Annotated in this window: 19 protein-coding genes; 13 read left to right on the forward strand and 6 right to left on the reverse strand. The window is 74.1% G+C overall.

Features of this window, described 5'->3' with window-relative positions:
- The first annotated feature begins 1 nt into the window (after position 1).
- The 4 genes from D1350_RS02275 to ccsB are packed head-to-tail and all read left to right on the forward strand — an operon-like array spanning position 2 to position 4192.
- On the forward strand, positions 2–613 hold the full coding sequence (locus D1350_RS02275; protein WP_240643827.1) for a TlpA family protein disulfide reductase: 612 nt from the start codon (positions 2–4) through the stop codon (positions 611–613).
- The gene (locus tag D1350_RS02280; protein WP_125773983.1) at positions 613–1464 is read left to right on the forward strand and encodes a cytochrome c biogenesis CcdA family protein; all 852 of its coding nucleotides are present in this window, start codon (positions 613–615) and stop codon (positions 1462–1464) included. The genes D1350_RS02275 and D1350_RS02280 overlap by 1 nt, the downstream gene beginning before the upstream one ends.
- Positions 1464–3179 (forward strand): cytochrome c biogenesis protein ResB, encoded by a 1716-nt coding sequence (resB, locus tag D1350_RS02285; RefSeq protein WP_125773410.1) that lies wholly within the window; start codon positions 1464–1466, stop codon positions 3177–3179. Before D1350_RS02280 ends, resB begins: the two co-directional genes overlap by 1 nt.
- Positions 3180–3181: 2 nt before the next feature.
- Positions 3182–4192: a c-type cytochrome biogenesis protein CcsB gene (gene ccsB / locus D1350_RS02290; protein ID WP_125773412.1), complete on the forward strand. Its 1011-nt coding sequence runs from the start codon at positions 3182–3184 to the stop codon at positions 4190–4192.
- A 107-nt stretch (positions 4193–4299) separates the two neighbouring features.
- Here the strand turns inward: ccsB and D1350_RS02295 are convergent, their stop codons facing one another.
- A complete protein-coding gene (locus D1350_RS02295; RefSeq protein ID WP_125773414.1) occupies positions 4300–4731 on the reverse strand; it encodes a PLD nuclease N-terminal domain-containing protein in 432 nt (143 codons plus the stop codon).
- Positions 4732–4796: 65 nt separating this feature from the next.
- On the opposite strand from D1350_RS02295, the gene D1350_RS02300 reads away from it, so the two are divergent.
- A complete protein-coding gene (locus D1350_RS02300; protein WP_125773416.1) occupies positions 4797–5105 on the forward strand; it encodes a DUF4229 domain-containing protein in 309 nt (102 codons plus the stop codon).
- 34 nt (positions 5106–5139) lie between these two features.
- Here the strand turns inward: D1350_RS02300 and D1350_RS02305 are convergent, their stop codons facing one another.
- Positions 5140–6009 (reverse strand): 1,4-dihydroxy-2-naphthoate polyprenyltransferase, encoded by an 870-nt coding sequence (locus tag D1350_RS02305; protein ID WP_125773418.1) that lies wholly within the window; start codon positions 6007–6009, stop codon positions 5140–5142.
- A gap of 133 nt (positions 6010–6142) precedes the next feature.
- On the reverse strand, positions 6143–7321 hold the full coding sequence (locus tag D1350_RS02310; protein ID WP_125773420.1) for an AMP-binding protein: 1179 nt from the start codon (positions 7319–7321) through the stop codon (positions 6143–6145).
- Between the two features lie 154 nt (positions 7322–7475).
- On the opposite strand from D1350_RS02310, the gene D1350_RS02315 reads away from it, so the two are divergent.
- A complete protein-coding gene (locus tag D1350_RS02315; RefSeq protein ID WP_125773422.1) occupies positions 7476–8513 on the forward strand; it encodes a DUF3048 domain-containing protein in 1038 nt (345 codons plus the stop codon).
- A gap of 165 nt (positions 8514–8678) precedes the next feature.
- Here D1350_RS02315 and D1350_RS02320 read toward each other — a convergent pair whose 3' ends face one another.
- Both D1350_RS02320 and D1350_RS02325 read right to left on the reverse strand, forming a co-directional pair.
- The gene (locus tag D1350_RS02320; RefSeq protein ID WP_125773424.1) at positions 8679–9626 is read right to left on the reverse strand and encodes a 1,4-dihydroxy-2-naphthoyl-CoA synthase; all 948 of its coding nucleotides are present in this window, start codon (positions 9624–9626) and stop codon (positions 8679–8681) included.
- Between the two features lie 290 nt (positions 9627–9916).
- On the reverse strand, positions 9917–10621 hold the full coding sequence (locus D1350_RS02325) for a MarR family transcriptional regulator (RefSeq protein ID WP_206074390.1): 705 nt from the start codon (positions 10619–10621) through the stop codon (positions 9917–9919).
- On the opposite strand from D1350_RS02325, the gene D1350_RS02330 reads away from it, so the two are divergent.
- From D1350_RS02330 to D1350_RS02350, 5 genes are all read left to right on the forward strand, one after another.
- Positions 10620–11324: a Type 1 glutamine amidotransferase-like domain-containing protein gene (locus tag D1350_RS02330; RefSeq protein WP_125773426.1), complete on the forward strand. Its 705-nt coding sequence runs from the start codon at positions 10620–10622 to the stop codon at positions 11322–11324. The two genes, D1350_RS02325 and D1350_RS02330, sit on opposite strands and share 2 nt — an antisense overlap.
- Positions 11325–11403: 79 nt before the next feature.
- Entirely contained in the window at positions 11404–12387 is a 984-nt protein-coding gene (locus D1350_RS02335; RefSeq protein ID WP_125773428.1) for an o-succinylbenzoate synthase, read from the forward strand.
- On the forward strand, positions 12384–14456 hold the full coding sequence (gene menD, locus D1350_RS02340) for a 2-succinyl-5-enolpyruvyl-6-hydroxy-3-cyclohexene-1-carboxylic-acid synthase (protein ID WP_206074391.1): 2073 nt from the start codon (positions 12384–12386) through the stop codon (positions 14454–14456). The genes D1350_RS02335 and menD overlap by 4 nt, the downstream gene beginning before the upstream one ends.
- Before the next feature lie 211 nt (positions 14457–14667).
- Positions 14668–16290 (forward strand): S1C family serine protease, encoded by a 1623-nt coding sequence (locus tag D1350_RS02345; protein WP_240643828.1) that lies wholly within the window; start codon positions 14668–14670, stop codon positions 16288–16290.
- A gap of 501 nt (positions 16291–16791) precedes the next feature.
- Positions 16792–17208, forward strand: a complete 417-nt coding sequence (locus tag D1350_RS02350) for a GNAT family N-acetyltransferase (RefSeq protein ID WP_164544994.1) — start codon at positions 16792–16794, stop codon at positions 17206–17208.
- 27 nt (positions 17209–17235) lie between these two features.
- Here D1350_RS02350 and D1350_RS02355 read toward each other — a convergent pair whose 3' ends face one another.
- Positions 17236–17928, reverse strand: a complete 693-nt coding sequence (locus D1350_RS02355; RefSeq protein WP_125773431.1) for a TetR/AcrR family transcriptional regulator — start codon at positions 17926–17928, stop codon at positions 17236–17238.
- A gap of 129 nt (positions 17929–18057) precedes the next feature.
- Here D1350_RS02355 and D1350_RS02360 point away from each other — a divergent pair, with 129 nt between their 5' ends.
- Positions 18058–18675: a DUF6230 family protein gene (locus tag D1350_RS02360; RefSeq protein WP_125773433.1), complete on the forward strand. Its 618-nt coding sequence runs from the start codon at positions 18058–18060 to the stop codon at positions 18673–18675.
- Positions 18666–20048 carry a DUF6114 domain-containing protein gene (locus D1350_RS02365; RefSeq protein WP_125773435.1) on the forward strand — a complete coding sequence of 461 codons (1383 nt, stop codon included), beginning with the start codon at positions 18666–18668 and terminating at the stop codon, positions 20046–20048. The genes D1350_RS02360 and D1350_RS02365 overlap by 10 nt, the downstream gene beginning before the upstream one ends.
- Positions 20049–20051 lie beyond the last annotated feature (3 nt).

A 20051-nucleotide genomic window follows, 5' to 3' on the forward strand; every position in this document is an offset into this window, starting at 1 on the left:
GGTGGCGGCGATCCGCAGGCCGCGGCGGTCCGCCACGCGCCGGGCCGTCGCCGCGGGCGCGGTCCTGGCCCTGGCGGCCACGCTCGCCGCCTGCACGAGCGACTCCGGGGCGAGCACGGACGCCGTCGGCCAGGGGTACGTCTCGGGCGACGGCTCGGTGCAGACCTGGGACCTGGGCGAGCGCGAGGGCCCCGTGACGGTGGCCGGCACCGACTTCGCCGGCAACGCCGTGGACGTGACGGAGTGGACCGGGGACGTCGTCGTCCTCAACACCTGGTACGCGGGCTGCCCGCCCTGCCGGGCGGAGGCGAGCGACCTCGCGGAGCTCGCCACCACCTTCGAGCCGGACGGCGTGAAGTTCCTCGGGATCAACACGCGGGACGAGGCGCCCACGGCCCAGGCCTTCGAGCGCACCTTCGAGGTGCCGTACCCGAGCGTCGACGACCGCTCGGCCACCGTCCGCGCGGCGCTGTCCGGCGTCGTGCCGCTGCAGGCCGTGCCCTCCACCGTGGTGCTCGACGCCGAGGGCATGGTCGCCGCACGGATCATCGGCCAGATCGACCGGTCCACCCTCGAGACCCTCGTCGAGGACCTCCTCGCGGAGGCCGCGTGATGGTTCCCGTCCTCGTCGGGGCCGCGTCCGTGGGCGACGGCTTCGCCGTCACCGCGTTCAGCGGCTCCCTGCTGCTCGCCGTCCCGGTCGCGCTGCTCGCCGGCGTGGTCTCGTTCGCGTCCCCGTGCGTGCTCCCGCTGGTCCCGGGCTACGTGGGCTACGTGAGCGGCATGGCGGGGGTCACGGCGGCGGCCACCACCGGGGTCACAGCCGGGGGCACGACGGCGGAGCGCGCCCCGGGCGGTCGCCTCGTCGGCGTCCGGGTCCAGCCGGGCCGCGGCCGGGTCGTGCTGGGTGTGGGGCTGTTCGTGCTGGGCTTCACCGCCGTCTTCGTGTCGCTCATGACGGCGGCGGGTGCCGTGGGCGTGTACCTCGTGCGCTGGGAGGACGTCCTCACCCGCGTGCTCGGGGTCGTCGTGGTGCTGCTCGGCCTCGCGTTCCTCGGCGCCATCCCGTTCCTGCAGCGCGAGGCGCGGTTTCACGTGAACCCCCGCGCGGGGCTGTGGGGCGCGCCGCTCCTCGGCGTCGTCTTCGGGCTCGGGTGGACGCCCTGCATCGGACCCACCCTCGGCGCGGTCCAGGCGCTCGCCCTCGACGAGGCGTCGGCGGGGCGCGGGGCGCTCCTGGGCGTGGCCTACTGCGTGGGGCTCGGCGTGCCGTTCCTGCTCGTGGCCCTCGGTCTGCAGAGCTCGGAGCGGATGATGGGCTTCCTGCGCCGGCACCGCCTCGCCATGATGCGGGTGGGCGGAGGCCTGCTGGTGCTCGTCGGCCTCGCGCTCGTCACCGGCCTGTGGGGCCACGTGACCGGGCTGATGCAGGGCTGGATCGTCGGGTTCGAGACGGTGCTCTGATGCGCGAGACGAAGTACGTCCCCGAGGGGATCTCGGACGCCTTCGCCGAGGGCGACCGCGGTGTCGGTGACGACGCCGCCCGGGGCGAGCGACCGGCGTCGGGCAGCGAGAAGGGGCCGGGCGGGCCCGGCAGCGAGAGCGGGCAGGGGCTGCCTCGGCTCGGCTGGGTGGGGACCCTGCGCTGGACCTGGCGCCAGCTCACCTCGATGCGCGTGGCGCTCATGCTGCTCATGCTGCTGGCCGTCGCGGCCGTGCCGGGGTCCGTGCTGCCGCAGCGCAACCAGGACCCGGCCGCCGTGCTCACCTACCTGGCCGACCACCCCACCGCGGGCGAGTGGCTCGACCGGGCCGGGTTCTTCGAGGTGTACACGTCGCCGTGGTTCTCGGCGATCTACCTGCTGCTGTTCGTGTCGCTGGTGGGATGCATCCTGCCGCGGTCGGCGGCGCACTGGCGCAACCTCCGCGACCGGCCGCCACGCGTGCCGTCGCGGTTCTCCCGCTTCCCCGCCCAGGGCACGGCGATCACGGACGCCACACCGGACGAGGCGATGGCCGCGGTCGCGGCCCACCTGCGCGGGCGCCCCTGGCTGCCGGCGTTCCGGGTCGACGTGCGCGGGCACGAGCTCAGCGCCGAGCGGGGCTACCTGCGCGAGACCGGCAACCTCGTCTTCCACCTGGCGCTCGTCGGCCTGCTCGTCTCCGTCGCGACCGGGCAGATGCTGCACTACCGCGGCCAGGCGATCGTCACGGAGGGCCGCGGCTTCGCGAACGCCGTCGTCGACTACGACACGTTCGAGAACGGGTCGTGGTTCGAGCCGTCGACGCTCACGCCGTTCGCGATGACGCTGGACTCCTTCGACTCGGAGTTCGAGACCAGCGACGTGGCGGCGTTCGGGCAGGCGCGCGACTTCACGGCGCACGTGACGATCACGGAGCCGTCGGGCGAGACGCGGCCCGAGACCGTCAAGGTGAACCACCCGCTCGTGGTCGACGGGGCCAAGATCTACCTGCAGGGCAACGGCTTCGCGCCGGAGCTCACGGTGACCGACGCCGCCGGGGAGGTCGCGTTCTCGCAGCGCGTGCCGTTCCTGCCGGAGGACGTCAACTACACGTCGCGCGGCGTCGTCAAGGTGCCCGACGTGTCTCCCGGGCTCGACCAGATCGGCCTCGTCGGGTACTTCCTGCCGACGGCGATGATCGAGGCGGACGGGTCGGCGCGGTCCGGCTTCCCGCTGCCCACCGACCCGCTGCTGATCCTCGAGGTCTACCGCGGCGACCTCGGGCTCGACGAGGGTGTGCCGCAGAACGTCTACCGCCTCGACACCGCCACGCTCACGCCGTCGGTCGAGGACACGGGCGAGCGCGTCAAGGTGCTGCTCCGGCCGGGGGACACGGTCGAGCTGCCCGACGGGCTCGGAACCGTGAGCCTCGGCGCGGACATCCCCCGGTACGTCGCGCTCGACCTGCGCCACGACCCGTCGCTCGCCTTCGTCCTCACGTTCGCCCTCGCCGCCCTCGGCGGTCTCACCGTGTCGCTCTTCACTCCGCGTCGCCGGGTCTGGGCGCGTGCCCAGGTGGCCGACGGCGCTACGGTGGTCGAGGTCGCGGGCCTCGCTCGCGGGGACGACGCCGGGCTGGACGGCGAGGTCGAGCGGGCGCTCGGCGCGGTGCCGGGCTCCACCCGTTCCACGACCACCCCTCGTACGGAAGGCTGACCATGCAGATCGCCGAGCTGAGCGAGTTGCTCGTCTGGGCTGCCGCGACGGCGTTCGCCGTCGCCCTCGTCGCGTTCGCGACCGACCTCGCGCGACTCTCCGGAGCCAAGGTCGACGCGCGGGACGAGGCCCGGGCAGGGGCGCAGACGCGGGCCACGGCCGACGTCGGCGCGGGCTCCGAGGCCGGGGCGGCCTACGGGCCGGCCGGCTCCGGTGCCCCCGAGGCGACCGGGACGTCGTCGGGCGCCGTGTCGCGGAAGGCCGCCGGGATCGGGATGTCCGTCTCCTGGCTGGGGACCGCGCTGCTCCTCGCCGCGATCGTGCTGCGCGGCCTCGCCGCCGGCCGCATCCCGTGGGCCAACATGTACGAGTTCACGCTCGTCGGGACGTTCGTGGCGCTGGCCGTCTTCCTCGGCGTGAACCTGCGCCGCGACGCGCGGTACCTGGGTGCGTTCGTGACCGGGCTCGGGACGATCTTCCTGCTGCTCGCGCAGAACGTGTTCTTCGTCGAGGCCATGGGCGTGCAGCCCGCACTGCAGAAGTACTGGCTCGTGATCCACGTGGGCGTCGCGATCGCGGCGACCGGAACCTTCACCGTGGCGTTCGTGATGTCGGCGCTGCAGCTGCTCCGCGACTCGCGCGATGCCGGGTCGGCGGTGCTCGCGCACCCGCGGTGGGGCTGGCTCGACAGCACGCCGACGCCGAACGCGCTGGAGGCGCAGTCGTTCCGGCTGAACGCCGTGGGCTTCGTGCTGTGGACCTTCACCGTCATCGGCGGCGCGATCTGGGCGGAGGACGCGTGGGGCCGCTACTGGGGCTGGGACCCCAAGGAGGTCTGGTCCTTCGTGGTCTGGGTCGTGTACGCCGCCTACCTGCACGCGCGTACCACGCGCGGCTGGTCCGGCCGCCGTGCCGCCTGGTTCGTGGTGGCCGGTTACGCCTGCGTGCTGTTCAACTTCACCGGCGTGAACCTGATCTTCGACGGAATGCACTCGTACTCGGGCTTGTCCTGAGCCCTCGCCCGCCGATCGGGCCGTCAGCTTCGAGAACACCATGAGGTATCGCCGGCGTGCTGCTGGCGATACCTCATGGCGTTCTCGAAGCTGACCGGCCGGAAGCCTCAGCCCGTCCTGGGCTTGCCGTCGTCCGGGTCGTTCGGCGCATCCGTCGGGTCGTCGTTGCCGTCCGTCGGGTCGTCGTCCGCCCCGGTGCCTGCCGCGGGCCCGGCCTCGCGCTCGCGCTTGCGCCGCGACTGCTCGAGGAGCCAGAGGAACTCGGGGTCGTCGTCCGGGGCGACCGGTGCGTCCGTGCGCCGGGGCGGTGCCTGGCGTGCGGGCGGTGCACCAGCGGGCCGGGGCGCGACGCGCCGCCCTCTGCTCGACGCGCGCATCACGATCCAGGCCAGGGCGCCGCCCAGGGGCAGGAAGATGATGAGGATGACCCACAACCACTTGGGCAGGCCCCTGAGCTCGTCCTCCTCGGCGCCGGCGAGATCCACCAGCGCGTAGACGACGAGGCCGATCACCAGGAGGGTAGCGACCACGCGAAGCATGACCCCAGCCTAGGCCGTCCCAGCCGCCCGACCGTCCGGGGCCGCGCAGCGCCTACTCTGGAGGGGTGCCTCTCCTTGTCTACTCCCTGCTCCGGGTCGGCCTGTTCGCCGTCCTCGTGCTCGCCCTCTACTGGGTGGGCCTGCGGGACTGGCTGCTCGTCCTCGTCGCAGCGGTCCTCGCGTTCGCGCTGTCCTACCTGCTCCTGCGAGGGCCGCGGGACGCGTCCGCCCGATGGCTGGCGGAGCGCTCGGGCCGCGCGGCGGCCGGGGACCCGGCGGCGCGCGGCTTCACCCGCGAGGCTGTCGACGACGCCGACGTCGAGGACGCCGCGGTGGATGCGCGCCTGCGCGACGACGACCCGCGGACCAGCTGACTACCTCGGCACGGCGGCCCCGCCGAGTGCGGCGTCAGATCGCCAGGCCGATGCCCAGCAGCACGCCGTAGCCGAGCTCGAACATGCCGGTCCCGGCGAGCACCGGGATGAGCAGGCGGCCTCGGGCGCCCGCCACGACGGGCAGTGCCAGGAGCGCGGCGGGTCCGAGCAGGAGCACCGTGGCCAGCGACCACGGCGCCCAGAACGCGCACGCCATGCCCAGCAGCACCGGCACCCAGAGGAGCCCCACGTAGGCCCGGCGGGCGCGGAAGTCGCCGAGCCGGACGGCGAGCGTGCGCTTGCCGGCGAGGACGTCGGTGGGGATGTCGCGCAGGTTGTTGACCATGAGCAGCGCGCACGCGAGAAGGCCCACGCCCACGGCGCCGAGCACTGCCGGCCACGTCACCCGGTCGGCCTGCGTGTAGGTGGTGCCGAGCACGGCCACGAGACCGAAGAAGACGAACACCCCGACCTCGCCGAGGCCCAGGTAGCCGTAGGGACGGCGTCCGCCCGTGTAGTACCAGGCGGCGAGCATGCTCAGCGCGCCGACGGCCAGCAGCCACCAGTGACCGCTGACCGCGCACAGCAGGACGCCGAGCACGCCCGCGACGCCGAACGCACCGAAGGCGGCGTTCCGCACCTGCTTCGGTGCAGCGGCCCCGGAGGCCGTGAGCCGCAGAGGCCCGACCCGGTCGAGATCGGTGCCGCGCACGCCGTCCGAGTAGTCGTTGGCGTAGTTGACGCCCACCTGGAGGGCCAGGGCGACCCCGAGGGCCAGCACCGCCGGCCCCAGGGCGGCCTCGCCCACCTGGGCCGCGGCGCCGGTGCCGACCAGCACGGGCGCCGCCGCCGCCGGCAGCGTGCGGGGCCGTGCCCCGGAGATCCACTCGGCGGCTGTCGCCATCTACCTGCTCCTTGTCCTGAGGTTCACCATGCTGCCCAACGCCCCGGGATCCCTGCAGAGTTCCGGCGCCCGGGCGTCGACGTCACGGTACGTCCCGCCCTGGCCCGGGACCGAATGCGCGGCCGGAGCCGGCTCACCGCGTCGCGGCGACGGACTCCGCCACGGCACGGCGGTCCACCTTGCCGGGACCCCGGGTGGGCAGCGCGTCGGTCAGGTAGACCTCCCGCGGGGCGGCGGCCCGGCCCAGCCGGGCCGCGACGGCGGTCCGGGCCTCGGCGGTCAGCGCGTCCGGCGCGATCCGCAGCGGGCCGACGCCGGACGACACGACGGCGACGACCACCTGCCCCCACTCGCCGTCGGGGACCCCGAGGACGCAGACCTCGCCGCTCGTCCCGGGCGAGCCACCCGAGGGGGCCAGGAGGCCGGGGCGGACGGCGAACAGCTCCGCGAGCACCGACTCGACCGCCGCCGGTGCGACGTTGACGCCGCCGGTGACCACGACGTCGTCGGCCCGGCCGAGGATCGTCAGCATGCCCGAGCCGTCGAGGGCGCCCAGGTCGGAGGTGCGGAACCAGCGCGTGCCCCCGGGACCGGTGCGGAAGGCGGCGGCCGTGGCGTCGTCGTCCCCGACGTACCCGGTCGCGAGGACGGGGCCCGCGAGCTCGACGACCCCGTCGACGACCCGGACCCGGACACCGGGCAAGGGGACCCGGTCGTAGACGCAGCCACCGCTCGTCTCGGACATGCCGTACGTCGTCACAACACGCACGCCCGCCGAGCGGGCGCGCGCGAGCAGAGGGGCGGGCGTCGCTGCGCCGCCGACCAGCACCGCGTCGAACCCTGCGAGGGCGCGGAGGCCTGCGGGGGCGCCGGCGTCGGCCGCCTCGACGAGCCGATGGTGCTGGGTGGGCACGAGCGAGACGTAGGCCCGGCCCGGCGCGGCGAGGAACGGCGCGGCCATGGCGGCGAAGCCGTCGGCGGTGAACGGCCCGTCCGGCGCGGCGACGAGCTCGGTGCCCGCGACGACCGTGCGGGTCACGACCTGCACGCCCGCGACGTGCGTGGGCGGGAGCACCAGGAGCCAGCGCCCGGGGCCGCCGAGGCGCTCGTGGGTGGCCACCGCGGACGCGCGGAGGGCCTCCGCGCTGAGCGCCACCTCCCGGGGTGTCCCGGTGGATCCGGACGTGCGCAGGACGAGGGCGGTGCCATCCGGGACGGGGTCGTCGTGGAGCCGAGGCTGCGGGGCGAACGCCGGACCGCCCGCGAGCGCAGCCCGCACGGCGGACAGTGTCTCGAGGAGGTCCGGTGTCACCGGCTCAGGCTATCCGGGCGATGTAGTGTGGCCGCGTCAAGCCGACCGACGGGGGACATCAGGCATGGTCAACAGGGGTGTCGCGGGGTTGCGGCTCACCGTCCGAGGTGCGGGTCCGGTCGTGGGACCGCCGGCTGGTTCGCGTCGTGCGGCCATGGCTGCCGTGTCGCTGGCCCTGGCTCTCGTGGCTGCCGGCTGTACCTCGGAGCCGGAGGAGCCTCAGGTCGCGCCGACGGTCACCGTGCCCGCCGTCGTGGTTGCCGCCAAGGCTGCGCCGCCGCAGCCTGTGGTCCCGGTCGTCTGGCCGCTGACCGGGCAGCCGACGGCGGAGGTGGCGGCGCGGCCTGCCCTGGCGATCAAGATCGAGAACTCGTCGCAGTCGCGCCCCCAGACGGGCCTCGAGCACGCCGACATCGTGTGGGAGGAGGTGGTGGAGGGCGGGATCACCCGTTTCGTCGCCGTCTACCACTCCCAGGTACCGGCAGCGGTGGAGCCGGTGCGTTCGGTGCGGCCCATGGACCCGGCGATCGTGGCACCGATGCGGCCGATCCTCGCGTACTCGGGTGCGCAGCAGCAGTACATCGACGCCGTGGGGGCGGCGGGGATCCAGTCCGTGATCATGGACTTGGGCCACGCCGGCTTCCGACGTGACCGGAGCCGCAGGGCGCCGCACAACGTCATCGGCGACCCGGCCGCGTTCTGGGCGCAGGCCGACGGGGCCCGCGCGGTGCCGCCGCCCGCGCAGTTCGCCTACGGGCGTGCCGCGGGCAAGAGCACGGCCGCCACGGTCGGCGGGCCGGGTGGGCGGCTCGACGTCACGATGTCGCGCGCGCACCGGTCGCTCTGGGAGTGGGACGGCACGGCGTACGTGCGGAGCGAGGGCTCTCGGGCGTCGGTGTCGACGTCGGGTGCCCGGCATGCCGCCACCAACCTCGTGCTGCTCTCCGTCGAGGTGGTCAACACCCCGTTCCGCGACCCCTCCGGGGCTCCTGTCCCCGAGACGCAGCTGATCGGGTCGGGCGAGGGTGTGGTGGCCGCGCTGGGAAAGTCGGTTCCCGTCCTGTGGTCCAAGGCCGCGCTGGACGCGCCGATCGTCCTGACGCTGGCGGACGGGACGCCGGTCAAGCTCGAGCAGGGGAACACGTGGGTGGAGCTGGTCCCGCGGGGCTCGGGGAGCTGGGCGATCTCCTGATCGCGGGTCACGCGCGCTGGCCTGTGGGTCGGCGATGGCCGGGCGGTGGCCGGGGTGGCCTGGCGATGAGGTGGCGTCGGCCGAGAACAGGTTGCGCCACTGGCGTTGTCACGCTGAGTACACGACGTCACTCAGGGTGACCACGCCAGTGCGGCACATCAAGGTCTAGTAGTAGTACGGGAAGCCGGACCAGTCCGGGTCGCGGCGCTCCAGGAAGGCGTCGCGCCCCTCCACGGCCTCGTCGGTCATGTAAGCGAGCCGCGTGGCCTCGCCGGCGAAGACCTGCTGGCCGGCGATGCCGTCGTCGGCCAGGTTGAAGGCGAACTTGAGCATCCGGACCGCCTGCGGCGACTTCGTGGCGATGGTGCGGGCGTACTCGAGCGCCAGCGACTCCACGTCCGCGTGCTCCGCGACCTCGTTGACCGCGCCCCAGCGCTCGGCGTCGTCGGCCGAGTACTCGCGGGCGAGGAAGAACACCTCGCGGGCGCGCTTCTGGCCCACCTGACGGGCGAAGTAGGCGGACCCGTAGCCGGCGTCGAAGGACCCGACGTTCGCGTCGGTCTGCTTGAACTTGCCGTGCTCGCGGCAGGCGATCGACAGGTCGGCCACGACGTGGAGCGAGTGCCCGCCGCCCGCGGCCCAGCCGTCCACCACGGCGATCACGATCTTCGGCATGGTGCGGATCAGGCGCTGCACCTCGAGGATGTGGAGGCGGCCGGCCCGGGCCGGGTCGATGCTGTCCGCCGTCTCGGTGTCCGCGTAGCGGTAGCCGTCGCGGCCGCGGATGCGCTGGTCGCCGCCGCTGCAGAACGCCCAGCCGCCGTCGCGCGGGGAAGGACCGTTGCCGGTGATCAGCACCGTGCCGACGTCGCTCGTCATGCGCGCGTGGTCCAGCACCCGGTACAGCTCGTCGACGCTGTGCGGGCGGAACGCGTTGCGCACCTCCGGCCGGTCGAACGCGACACGGACCACCGGCAGGTCCCGGCCGGCCCCGTGGTCATGACCGCGGTGGTACGTGATGTCCGTGAGGTCATCGAAGCCGGCGACGTCCCGCCAGAGGGAGGGGGCGAACGTCTCGGAGACCTTGCGGGGGAGTGCGGTGCTCGTGCTCACGCGGACCAGCCTAGTTGTGCGGCCGGATGCCGCTGGTCTGACCCTGGACGTCGTCGCGCCGATCTCACGCACGCCATCGGCCCACACTCGACAGGAAGCGTCGCATGGCGTCGACGATGTCCTGGGAGTCCTCGAGGGCCAGACTCGCCTCTTCGGAGGTGACGGGCGGGGTCTGGACGCCCGGGTACTCGGAGTCGTGCCGACGGAGCCGAAGAGTTCTGAACGATCGCACGACCTTGCGAGCATTGGGCCCGAGCTCGCCCTCGTCGATGAGGTTCTGGACCTCCGCCTCACCGACCGGCCATCGGGTCCTCCCTGTCGTGCCTTCTCTCATCCACTTCTCCTCTGTTGTCGACGAGCTCCACGATCGGTGAGCTCATGACCGTGCGCTTGAACGGGCCGTCGTCGCCCGCCCAGGCCTGTGGCGAGACGCGGCGCACGTTGACCTCACGGTGGAGGGACCGCTCGGCCGCCTCGATGGCGTCCGTGAGTGCGTCGCGGTTCGGCGTCCCGACGACGAGGACGTCGATGTCGCCGGGAACGGCACCCGAGACCTCGTGGTACCGGGCTGCCCACGAGCCGTAGATGAACGCTCGCTCGATACCGTCGACGTCGATCAAGAGGTCGCGGAGCACCGCGCGAGGCCCGAACGTGACGGCCAGTAGTTGTACTAGAGGACCGTAGACCGGGCCGTCCGTCACCGCATGTGCAAGGCGGGTGTTCCCGCGCTTCCTCGTGCTGACGAGGCCCGCCGCTTCGAGGCGTTCGATCTCCCGCAGGACGTTGGTAGCCGAGGAGCCGACGCGCGAGGCGATGCCGCTGATGCTGTGCTCGCGGTCCGGGTTCAGGAGTACCTCGGCCATGACGTCGCCTTGTGTCCGGGACCGCAGGAGCGGAAGGAGGGTGGGGGCCGCTACTTTCATAAACTGCACGCTAGCATGCAGTTTACGAAAGTAGCGGAGGTGGCTCCGGCTCGCCGGTAGCGTTCCCGGCATGAGCGTCTACCTGGTGGGCGGCGGGCCCGACACCGTGACGGACCGGACGGCCGTCGACCAGTTCCTCGACGAGTGCGGCGGCAAGCCCGGCGGCCGGGCGCGTGTCGCCGTGGTCTGTGCCGACGTCGGCGAGAGTGCCGCCTACTTCTTCCCGGTGTACGCGGCACTGCTCGCGCGGGAGGGCGTCGAGCCGGTGCTCGTGCCGGTCGGCCCAGAGCACCCGTCGCCGGATCTCGCGGGATATGCCGGCATCGTCGTCGGCGGCGGCCCGACGCCCGTGTACCTCGACGCTCTGCACCCCGTCGCCGGCGCGATCCGCACCGCCGTGGCCGACGGCGTGCCCTACCTCGGGTTCTCAGCGGGCGCAATGATCGCCCCCGACCGGGCGATCGTGGGCGGCTGGTGCGCGGACGGCCGTCCCGTCTGCCCGGAGGAGTGGTCCGAAGGACTGGACGAGGTCACCGTGCTCGACGGCCTCGGTCTCGTCCGGTTCGCCGTGGACGTGCACGCCGCCCAGGCGGGGACGCTGAGCCGGGCGGTCGCCGTCGTGCAGCGCGGGGTGGTACCGGTCGCCGAGGCGATCGACGAGGACTCCACGCTCGTGGTGCGGTCCGACGGGTCGCAGGCCGTGCTGGGGCGAGGCCGCGTGTGGACCGTCGCGGGGGGACCGGGCGCGGCGTCGGTCACCGTCCGGACGGCCTGATCGGTCGGCGACGGGTCGGCAAGGGGCCGTCGCCGGCTCCGCGACCGGGTCGGGCCGCGGCCGAGGTTAGCCTGGAGGGGTGCCTCTCCTGGGTGATCCCGTCGTCTGGTCCACGCCGCTGCGCACCCGGTTCCGCGGGATCGACGTCCGCGACGGGCTCCTCGTGCGCGGCGACGCAGGCTGGGGCGAGCTCTCCCCGTTCTGGGACTACGACGACGCCGAGTCCGCCACCTGGCTCCGTGCCACCCGCGAGGCCGCGACGCTCGGGTGGCCCGCGCCGGTCCGCGACACCGTGCCCGTCAACGTCACCGTTCCCGCCGTCGGACCCGACCGGGCCCGCGAGATCGTCCTCGCGTCCGGCGGGTGCCGCACCGCCAAGGTGAAGGTGGCGCAGCGATCCCCCGCGGGCGAGCTGGAGCCCGTCGCCGCCGAGGCCGCACGGCTCGAAGCGGTCCGCGAGGCGCTCGGGCCGCACGGCGCCATCCGGGTCGACGCCAACGGCGGCTGGACCCTCGACGAGGCGCTCGACCGGCTCCCCGTCCTCGACCGCGCCGCGGGCGGCCTGGAGTACGCCGAACAGCCGTGCGCCGCCGTCGAGGACCTCGCGTTCCTCCGCCGCAAGCAGGACGTCCTGATCGCCGCCGACGAGTCGATCCGCCGAGCCGAGGACCCGATGCGGGTCGTCCGCGAGGAGGCCGCCGACATCGTCGTGCTCAAGGTCCAGCCCCTCGGCGGCGTCCGCTCCTGCCTCGACCTGGCGGAGCAGGTGGGGCTGCCCGTCGTCGTGTCGTCGGCGCTGGAGTCCTCCGTCGGGCTCGCGGCCGGGGTGGCGCTCGCGGCCGCGCTCCCCCGGCTCCCGTACGCGTGCGGCCTCGCCACGTCGCAGCTGCTGCTGCGCGACGTCACCGCCGCGCCGCTCCTCCCCGTCGACGGCGCGCTGCCCGTGCGGGCGGTCGCCCCGGACCCGGCGGCGCTCGCGGCCGCAGCCGCCGGCCCCGAGGCGCGCGACGCCTGGCTCGCCCGCTACGCCCGACTCGCCGCGATCCTGGACGGCGCCCGGTGAACGGGCTCCCCGACGGCGGCGCGGCGGTGCCCCCGTCCGTCGCGGCGGCCAGGGCCCTGGTCTCCGACCTGGTCGCGCTCGGGGTGCACGACGTCGTCCTCGCCCCCGGCTCGCGGTCGGCGCCCCTCGCGTACGCGCTGGCCGCCGCGGCCGACGCCGGGGCGCTGACACTGCACGTCCGCGTCGACGAGCGCACCGCGGGCTTCCTCGCGCTCGGGCTGTCGCGCGGGTCGGCGGCACCGCGGGGCGGGGGGTCCGGCGTCGGGCGGCCGGTAGCCGTGGTGACCACGTCCGGGACCGCCGTGGCCAACCTGCACCCCGCCGTGCTCGAGGCGCACCACACGGGCGTGCCACTGGTCCTGCTCACCGCGGACCGCCCCCACGAGCTGCGCGGCACCGGCGCGTCCCAGACCACCGACCAGGTGGGGATCTTCGGCGGCTCGGTCCGCTTCGCCGTCGACGTCCCCGCGCCCGACCGCCGCCCGGGCGAGGCCCGCGACCTCGCCATGGTCGTCGCCCGCGCGGTCTCCGCGGCGCTCGGCTCGCGGACCGGGTTCCCCGGCCCCGTGCACCTGAACCTCGCGTACCGGGACCCGCTCCAGCCGCCGCTGCCCGACGGCGAACCGGCCGGCCCGGGCGGGGACCTCGCCTCGGGCGGTGCGCGGCAGGGCACATCAGGGGTGCCCGACACCGCCGTCGGCCCCGGTCCGCAGGGAACCGCTGACCAGTTCCAGCGCGTCGCCGTCGCCTCGGCCGAGGTGCGGCACACCGCCGGCCCGGCCCTTCCTGGCGACCCTGCGCGGACGGTCGTGGTGGCCGGCGACGGCGCGGGAGCCGACGCCCGGCGGCTCGCTGAGGCGCAGGGGTGGCCGCTGTTCGCGGAGCCGTCGTCGGGGTCCCGGGGCGGGCCGAACGCCGTGGCCGCGTACCGCCTGGTGCTCGGCGTGGAGGAGCTCGCGGGCGAGATCGAGCAGGTCGTGGTGCTCGGGCGGCCCACGCTGTCCCGCCCCGTGCAGCAGCTCCTCGGGCGGCCGGGGGTCGCGGTGACCGTGGTTGCGCCGGGCGGTGCCCCGTGGCCCGACGCCGCGCGCAACGCCACGCTCGTGGTGCCCGGGCTGGCGCCGGAGTGGTTCGGCGAGGCGGACGCGGGCGGCGTCGGTCCCTTGTCGCCGGGTCGGTCGACAGACGGACCGACGCCGCGACAAGGGACCGACTCCGGGTTTCTCCACCGGTGGCAGGAGGCGGGCAGGGCCGCGGCGGGCGCGCTCGCCGGGGCGATCGCGGGGCCCGGCGCGGCCGGCGAGCCGGACGCGCTCTCGGTGGCCCGTGCCGTCGCCGCCTCGCAGCGGGTCGACGACGTCCTCGTGGTCGGCTCGTCGAACCCGGTGCGGGACCTCGACCTGGTGCTCGGCCTCGATCCGGTGCTCGGCCTCGATCCGGTGCGCGGCCCCGCGCTCGCCCCGGGCTCGCTCCCCGGCTCGGACGCCGACTCGGACCCGGCTTCGGACGCCGACTCGGGCCCTGAACTTGACCCGCTCCCCGAACGGGACCCGGCGTCCCCGGCGGTGCTCGCGAACCGAGGGCTGGCCGGGATCGACGGGATGGTGTCGACGGCGGTCGGTGTCGCCCTCGCCGCCGCACGCCAGGGCCGGCGGACGCGCGCGCTCCTGGGCGACCTGACCTTCCTGCATGACGCGGGCGGCCTGCTCCGCGGACCCGGCGAGCCCCCGGTCGACCTCCAGCTCGTGGTCGTGAACGACGACGGCGGGTCCATCTTCGCGACCCTCGAGCACGGCGCTCTCGCGGAGGCGTCCGCCGCCGGGGCCGCGACGTTCGAGCGGGTCTTCGGCACCCCGCACGGCGCTGACCTCGGCCGGCTCTGCGCCGGCTACGGCGTGGAGCACCAGCTCGTCAAGGACCTCGACGACCTGCAGCGCGCCCTCGCGGAGCCTTCGCCGGGGATCCAGGTGCTGGAGGTGCGGGTCCCCCGGTCCGACCGGCTGGCCCGCTCCCGCGACCTGGCCGCCCGGGTCCAGGCCGCGGTGCGCGCCACCCTGCCGAGGCAGTGACTTCGTCCGACGGAGGAACTGCCTCGGCGAAGCGGCGAACCGGCGAGCGGCAACCGGCCGACGGAGGATGGAGTGGAGCCGCTGGAGGCTCCGCCGGTCCTCCGTCGGCCGGTTCTTTCGTCTGCGGCATCTGCAGCGAACTCTCAGGTTCGTTCAAGGATGACGTCAGCCCCAGGGTGTCCACTGTTCTCAGACACCGAGGAGGGTCACCGTGAACAGCACCGAGCAGAACCCCGAGACGCCCCGGCCCGAGCAGCCGGCCGAGCAGCCTGAGAACCCGCAGGACGTGCGGGACGCTCAGGTGACGCAGAAGCTTCCCCAGACGCCGGCGCAGGAGGCTCGCTCCGCCGCTGTGCCCGCGACGGAGCAGACCCAGCAGATCCCGCCGGTCGTGCCCGTCGAGCCGGTCGCCCCGCCCGTCCAGCACGTACCCGCCGGGCAGGTCCAGCATGTCCAGCCCCCGCAGCCCGCGGACCCCGCACCCGGGGCGACGGGCGCGCCCGGGGCGCCTCGTCCGCCGTCGGCCCCCTACGCCAACCCCTACTCGCTGGCGCCGAAGGACCCGGAGGGCGAGGCGACCACGACGCGCAAGCGGCGCGGCTGGGCCCCCCTGGTGAGCGTCGCGGCCGTGGCCGCGGTGCTCGCGAGCGCCGGGACGGCCGGGATCCTGACCGCGTCCGACGACGGCTCGGCGGGCGCCTCGCTCGCCGCGGTCGGCACACGGGAGACCGACAGCGCCCCGGTGTCGAGCTCGAACGTGAAGAACCCGGACTGGCCCGCGGTCACCTCCGCGGTGGCGCCGTCCGTCGTCGCGATCCAGGTGGCGAGCCAGGCGGGGGGCTCGGTGGGGTCGGGCGTGATCCTCGACGCCGACGGCCGGATCCTGACGAACAACCATGTGGTCGCCGGGGCGGCGAACGGGACCGTGCAGGTCACGCTGACCGACGGCCGCGTCTTCGAGGCCGAGATCGTGGGCACCGACCCGACGACCGACCTCGCGGTGGTCCAGCTGCAGGACGCGCCGGAGAACCTCGAACCCGCGTCCTTCGGCGACTCGGACGCCGTCGCGGTGGGCGAGCCGGTCCTCGCGGTCGGCAACCCGCTGGGCCTGGCGAACACCGCCACGACGGGCATCGTGTCGGCCCTCGACCGGCCGGTGACGGCGAGCGGCGAGGACGGCGGCGACCAGGTCGTGACCAACGCGATCCAGATCGACGCGGCCATCAACCCGGGGAACTCCGGCGGGCCGCTGTTCAACGCGTCGGGCCAGGTCATCGGCATCACGTCGTCGATCGCGACGCTGTCGAGCGGTCTCGGGGGCCAGGGCGGGTCGATCGGGCTCGGCTTTGCGATCCCGGTCAACCTGGCGCGCTCCATCGGCGACCAGCTCGTCGAGGACGGCACCGCCGAGCACGCTTTCCTCGGGGTCTCCATGACCGACGGCACCGCCACCGCCGACGACGTCACGCGCCGGGGTGCCCAGGTCGAGGAGGTGAGCGCCGACTCGCCCGCGCAGGCGGCGGGCCTCCAGGCGGGCGACGTCATCGTCGCGTTCGACGAGGACCCCGTGAACGGTGCGGAGTCGCTGACCGGTTACGTGCGCGAGCGGTCGGCGGGGGACACTGTGACGATCACCGTCGTGCGCGACGGCGCCGCCGAGCAGGTCGAGGTGACGCTCGCGGTCCGCGAGGACGCGCCGACGCAGCAGCAGCCGGAGCCGGACCAGGGCTCCGGCTCCGGCTCCGGCTCCGACCAGGGGAGCGGCTCGGGCAGCGACCCGACGCTCCCGGACAACATCCCGGACTGGCTGCGGGACCTGCTCCCGGAGGGCTGAGGCCCACCCACCTCACCCCCGGCGCGCTGCGCCGCGCTGTGGGTACGCATAGGGTGCCTTCGGAGCCCGGACGGCGACCAGATGCGTACCCACAGCGACACGCCCCGCGCCACTCCGGGTAGAAAAAGCACATTAGTGGCGAACCTCACCTTCACCGTGTGAAGCGCCGATCGCGGGGATACGTTGTGCCCGTGACTGCGTCGTTCACCGTCGTGCGGACGCTCGGCCGGTCCGACGTCGCCCATGACATCCTCGCCGAGCTGCCCGAGTGGTTCGGCTCGGAGAGGTACACGCACGAGTACGTGGAGGCGGCCGACCGCTACGTCAACTACGTGGCGACCACCTCCCCCGGTGAGTGCGCAGGGCTCCAGGTGGCCGAGGTCTCCCGCGCGTCCGAGACGGCACGCGCCGTGAAGCCGTCGTCGACCGTCCGCGACCGGGTGCCCCGCGAGGCTCTCCGCCCCGCTCCCGGTCGCGCCTCTCCCGGTCGCGCCGTTCCTGGTGCCGACGACGGCGCCCGCGCCCTCCCTCGTCGGCGCCCCGCTCCCGGTGGCGACGACGGCGCCGCTGCTGGCGCCCGCAGTCCTCCCGGCACCGAGCGTGGAGGTCCAGGACGCCCAGGGCATCCTGCTGCTGAACCACCGCTACCCGACGAGTGCGGAGGTGTTCCTCCTCGCGGTACGCCGGGCGCGGCACCGCACGGGCATCGGGCGCGCGCTCCTGGCCCAGGTGGAGGAGGACCTGCGGTCGCAGGGCGTGCGGCTGCTCAGCGTGAAGACGCTCGGCCCCTCCCAGCCGGACCCCGAGGGGTACGACCGGACGCGGGCGTTCTACCAGGCGTGCGGCTTCGTGCCCGTGGAGGAGTTCCCCGACCTCTGGCCCGACAACCCCTGCCTGCTCCTCGTGAAGGTGCTCTAGCAGGCCGAGCGGCCTGAGCGGTCCCGCTCAGGCCCGGCTGGGCACCGACTGGTCGGCGGGCACGGACCCGAGACTGTCGCCGCGCCCCGTGCCGCCCGCGACGGCGGCCTCGACCAGCGCCGCGGCCGACCCGGGCTCCGCAGCGCCGACGACGGCCAGCAGGCTGTGCTCGAGGTAGCGCACCAGCTCCTCGGCGGGCAGGTCGGTGCCGATGCCGCCGTCCACGAGGGTCTGCTCGGCGAGGGCCACCCACGACCGCACGGCGATGTGCACCAGCTGCGTGTCCGGGGCCCCGAGCTGGAGCATCCCGGTGAGGGCGCGCTGAGTCTGCTCGCGCCGGGCGTCCTCGATGACCGCGCGGACCTCCTCGTCGCCGCTCGCGGCACCCCGTACGAGGGAGTAGAAGGTGGGCCCGTGCTCGCGCACGTACCGGACCAGCCGTGTCAGCGTGTCGCGCAGGCGGGGGATCGGCGGGAGATCCTCCCGGGGCTCCGAGGCGTGCAGCATCGAGTCCCGCGCTCGCCGGACGATCTCCTGGTGGAGGCCGTTCTTGGAGCCGAAGTAGTAGTAGACGAGCCCGGTCGAGACGCCCGCCTCAGCGGCGATCTCCTCGACGGTGACGTCCGCGAGCGCGCGGTCGGCCAGGGTCGCTACGCCGAGCGCGACGAGCTGGTTGCGTCGCTCCTCGGGACGGAGTCGGGTACGCCGGCCGGTTGCCATGCGCCGAGCATATCGGCCACGCCGCCGACCAGGCCCGGCGCGGACAATTGACGCTGAGTCAGTAAGGCGGGTACTTTCGCACGCAAAGACGACAGAGGAGTCGTCGCCGTGCTTCCGAGGGGGAGACACATGGAACTGAGCTCGTTCACGCGGACGCGCGCCCGCCGCGTCCTGCTCGCCGCCGTACCTGTCGCGATCGCCACCGCGGTGCTCGGGGGCGGTGTCGCCCAGGGCGCCGTGCCCGTGTCGTTCGCGATCTCGAACGTGCCGTTCAAGATCAGCGCCACGACGCTGGACGGCACCGGATTCTCGCAGTACGCAGGGGTCGCCTACGAGAAGGGCGGCACCTCGAACCCGGCGCCCGACCTCGTGCACCCGGTCGCGATCGCGAACATCAAGAGCGCCACGCTGGCGAACCTCTGCCAGTCGATCGTCATGGACACCGAGCTCGGCAAGGTCGGCCTGCTCATCAACGCGGGCACCGCGCCGGGCAAGCCCGCCGAGGCCAGCGACCTCCAGATCGCCATGACCGACCTCAAGGGCACGGCGACCTTCTCGAACATCCGGATCGGCGTCGACGCCTCGACCGTCAACACGGCCGTCAAGGGCGACCAGGGCGACTTCGCGATGGACTCGGACAAGATCGTCATCGACGGCCTGCAGCAGGAGTCCTGGAGCACGTCGGCCTCCACCTTCAAGCTGACGGACCTCCACCTCCAGGTCACGGACGGCACGGAGTGCTTCTGAGCCCGGGGGGCCGGACCCGCGTCGGACGCGCCGGGCCGCGTGAGCGGTTCGCTGCGAGGCGCCAGGACTTCCGGTCCTGGCGCCTGCAGCGCCCGTTCGTCGGGGGCGTGCTGATCGTCCTGTCCGGCCTCGAGATGCTGCTGGCGGGCCCGATCGACCTGGGCTACCTCCGGCTCGAGTTCCTCGTGACGGGGTTCCAGGCCGTCATCATCCCGGTGGTGCTCGTCGCCGCCGGGGTGCTGATGCTGCTCATGCCCGCGCAGCGGGTCTTCTACAGCGTGGTCGCGCTCGCCACCGCGGTCTACTCGCTCGCGGGTCTCAACCTCGGCGGCTGGTTCGTCGGCTTCGCCCTCGGCGTGGCGGGCGGCCTGGTGGCGATCTCCTGGGCGCCACGGCAGGAGTCGCCCCCTGAGCCGGGTGTCGGCCGGCGCCGCACCGCAGGGGAGCGCTCGGCAGCAGTGGTCCTGGCAGGCGCCCTCGCGACGCAGGGTCTGGCGGCGGCTCCCCTGCCTGCGGCCACCTGCTGGGACCCGATCGACTGGCTCCCGATCATCACCTGCCCCACGCCGTCACCGACTCCGACTCCGACTCCGACACCGGCACCGACGGCGTCGGCCTCGCCATCGCCCTCGGCGAGAACGACGCCAGGGGCCGGTGAGAACCCCGTCGGCGACGTCGTGGACGGCGTCGGTGACGCGGTGGAGGGCGTGGTCGACGGGCTCACCGCAGAGGAAGCCGTCGGGATCGGCGAGGTCGTCGGCGAGGACGGCGAGATCCAGGCCGAGGAGGCGCCCGAGGTCGTCACCGAGGCCTTCCAGCTGGAGCTCGGGGAGTGCGTCACGCTGGAGTTCGGCGGCACGTTCGACCTGAACGTGCTCCTGCCGGGCGACTGTGGTGAGCGCAACGACGCGAACACCTACTCGCTGCCAGGTGACCTGCGGAGCCGCGACCTCCACCCGCTGACCGGCCTGACGGGGATCGGCCTGGACAACGTGCCGGTCACGGGCGGCGACCCGAACGGCGACGGGCGCCGGGACGTGCTGCGGCTGTCCGCGAGCGAGCTGACCGTCGACGGCTTCTGGCTCAAGACCTACGCGTACGACGACGGGCCGGGGCTCGCCGGCAAGGCCGCCGGAACCGAGACGGACGCGGGCGCGGTCGAGCTGCGGGGGAACGTGCAGATGTACGTGTCGTCGCTCCACGCGGACCTGCCGGACGGGACGGACCTGCTGGAGCTGGCGCAGAAGATCGTGGCCGGTGCGTCCGTCGTCGAGATCCTGCTGGGTCTGGTCGACGCGCAGATGGGTCTGGTCGGCGCGACGTCGGACGTCCAGGTGTGGCGCAGCTTCCGCGAGCAGGTCTGGACCGGCTGACCC

Source organism: Antribacter gilvus (assembly GCF_003946865.1).
GTDB classification, from domain to species: Bacteria; Actinomycetota; Actinomycetes; order Actinomycetales; family Cellulomonadaceae; genus Antribacter; species Antribacter gilvus.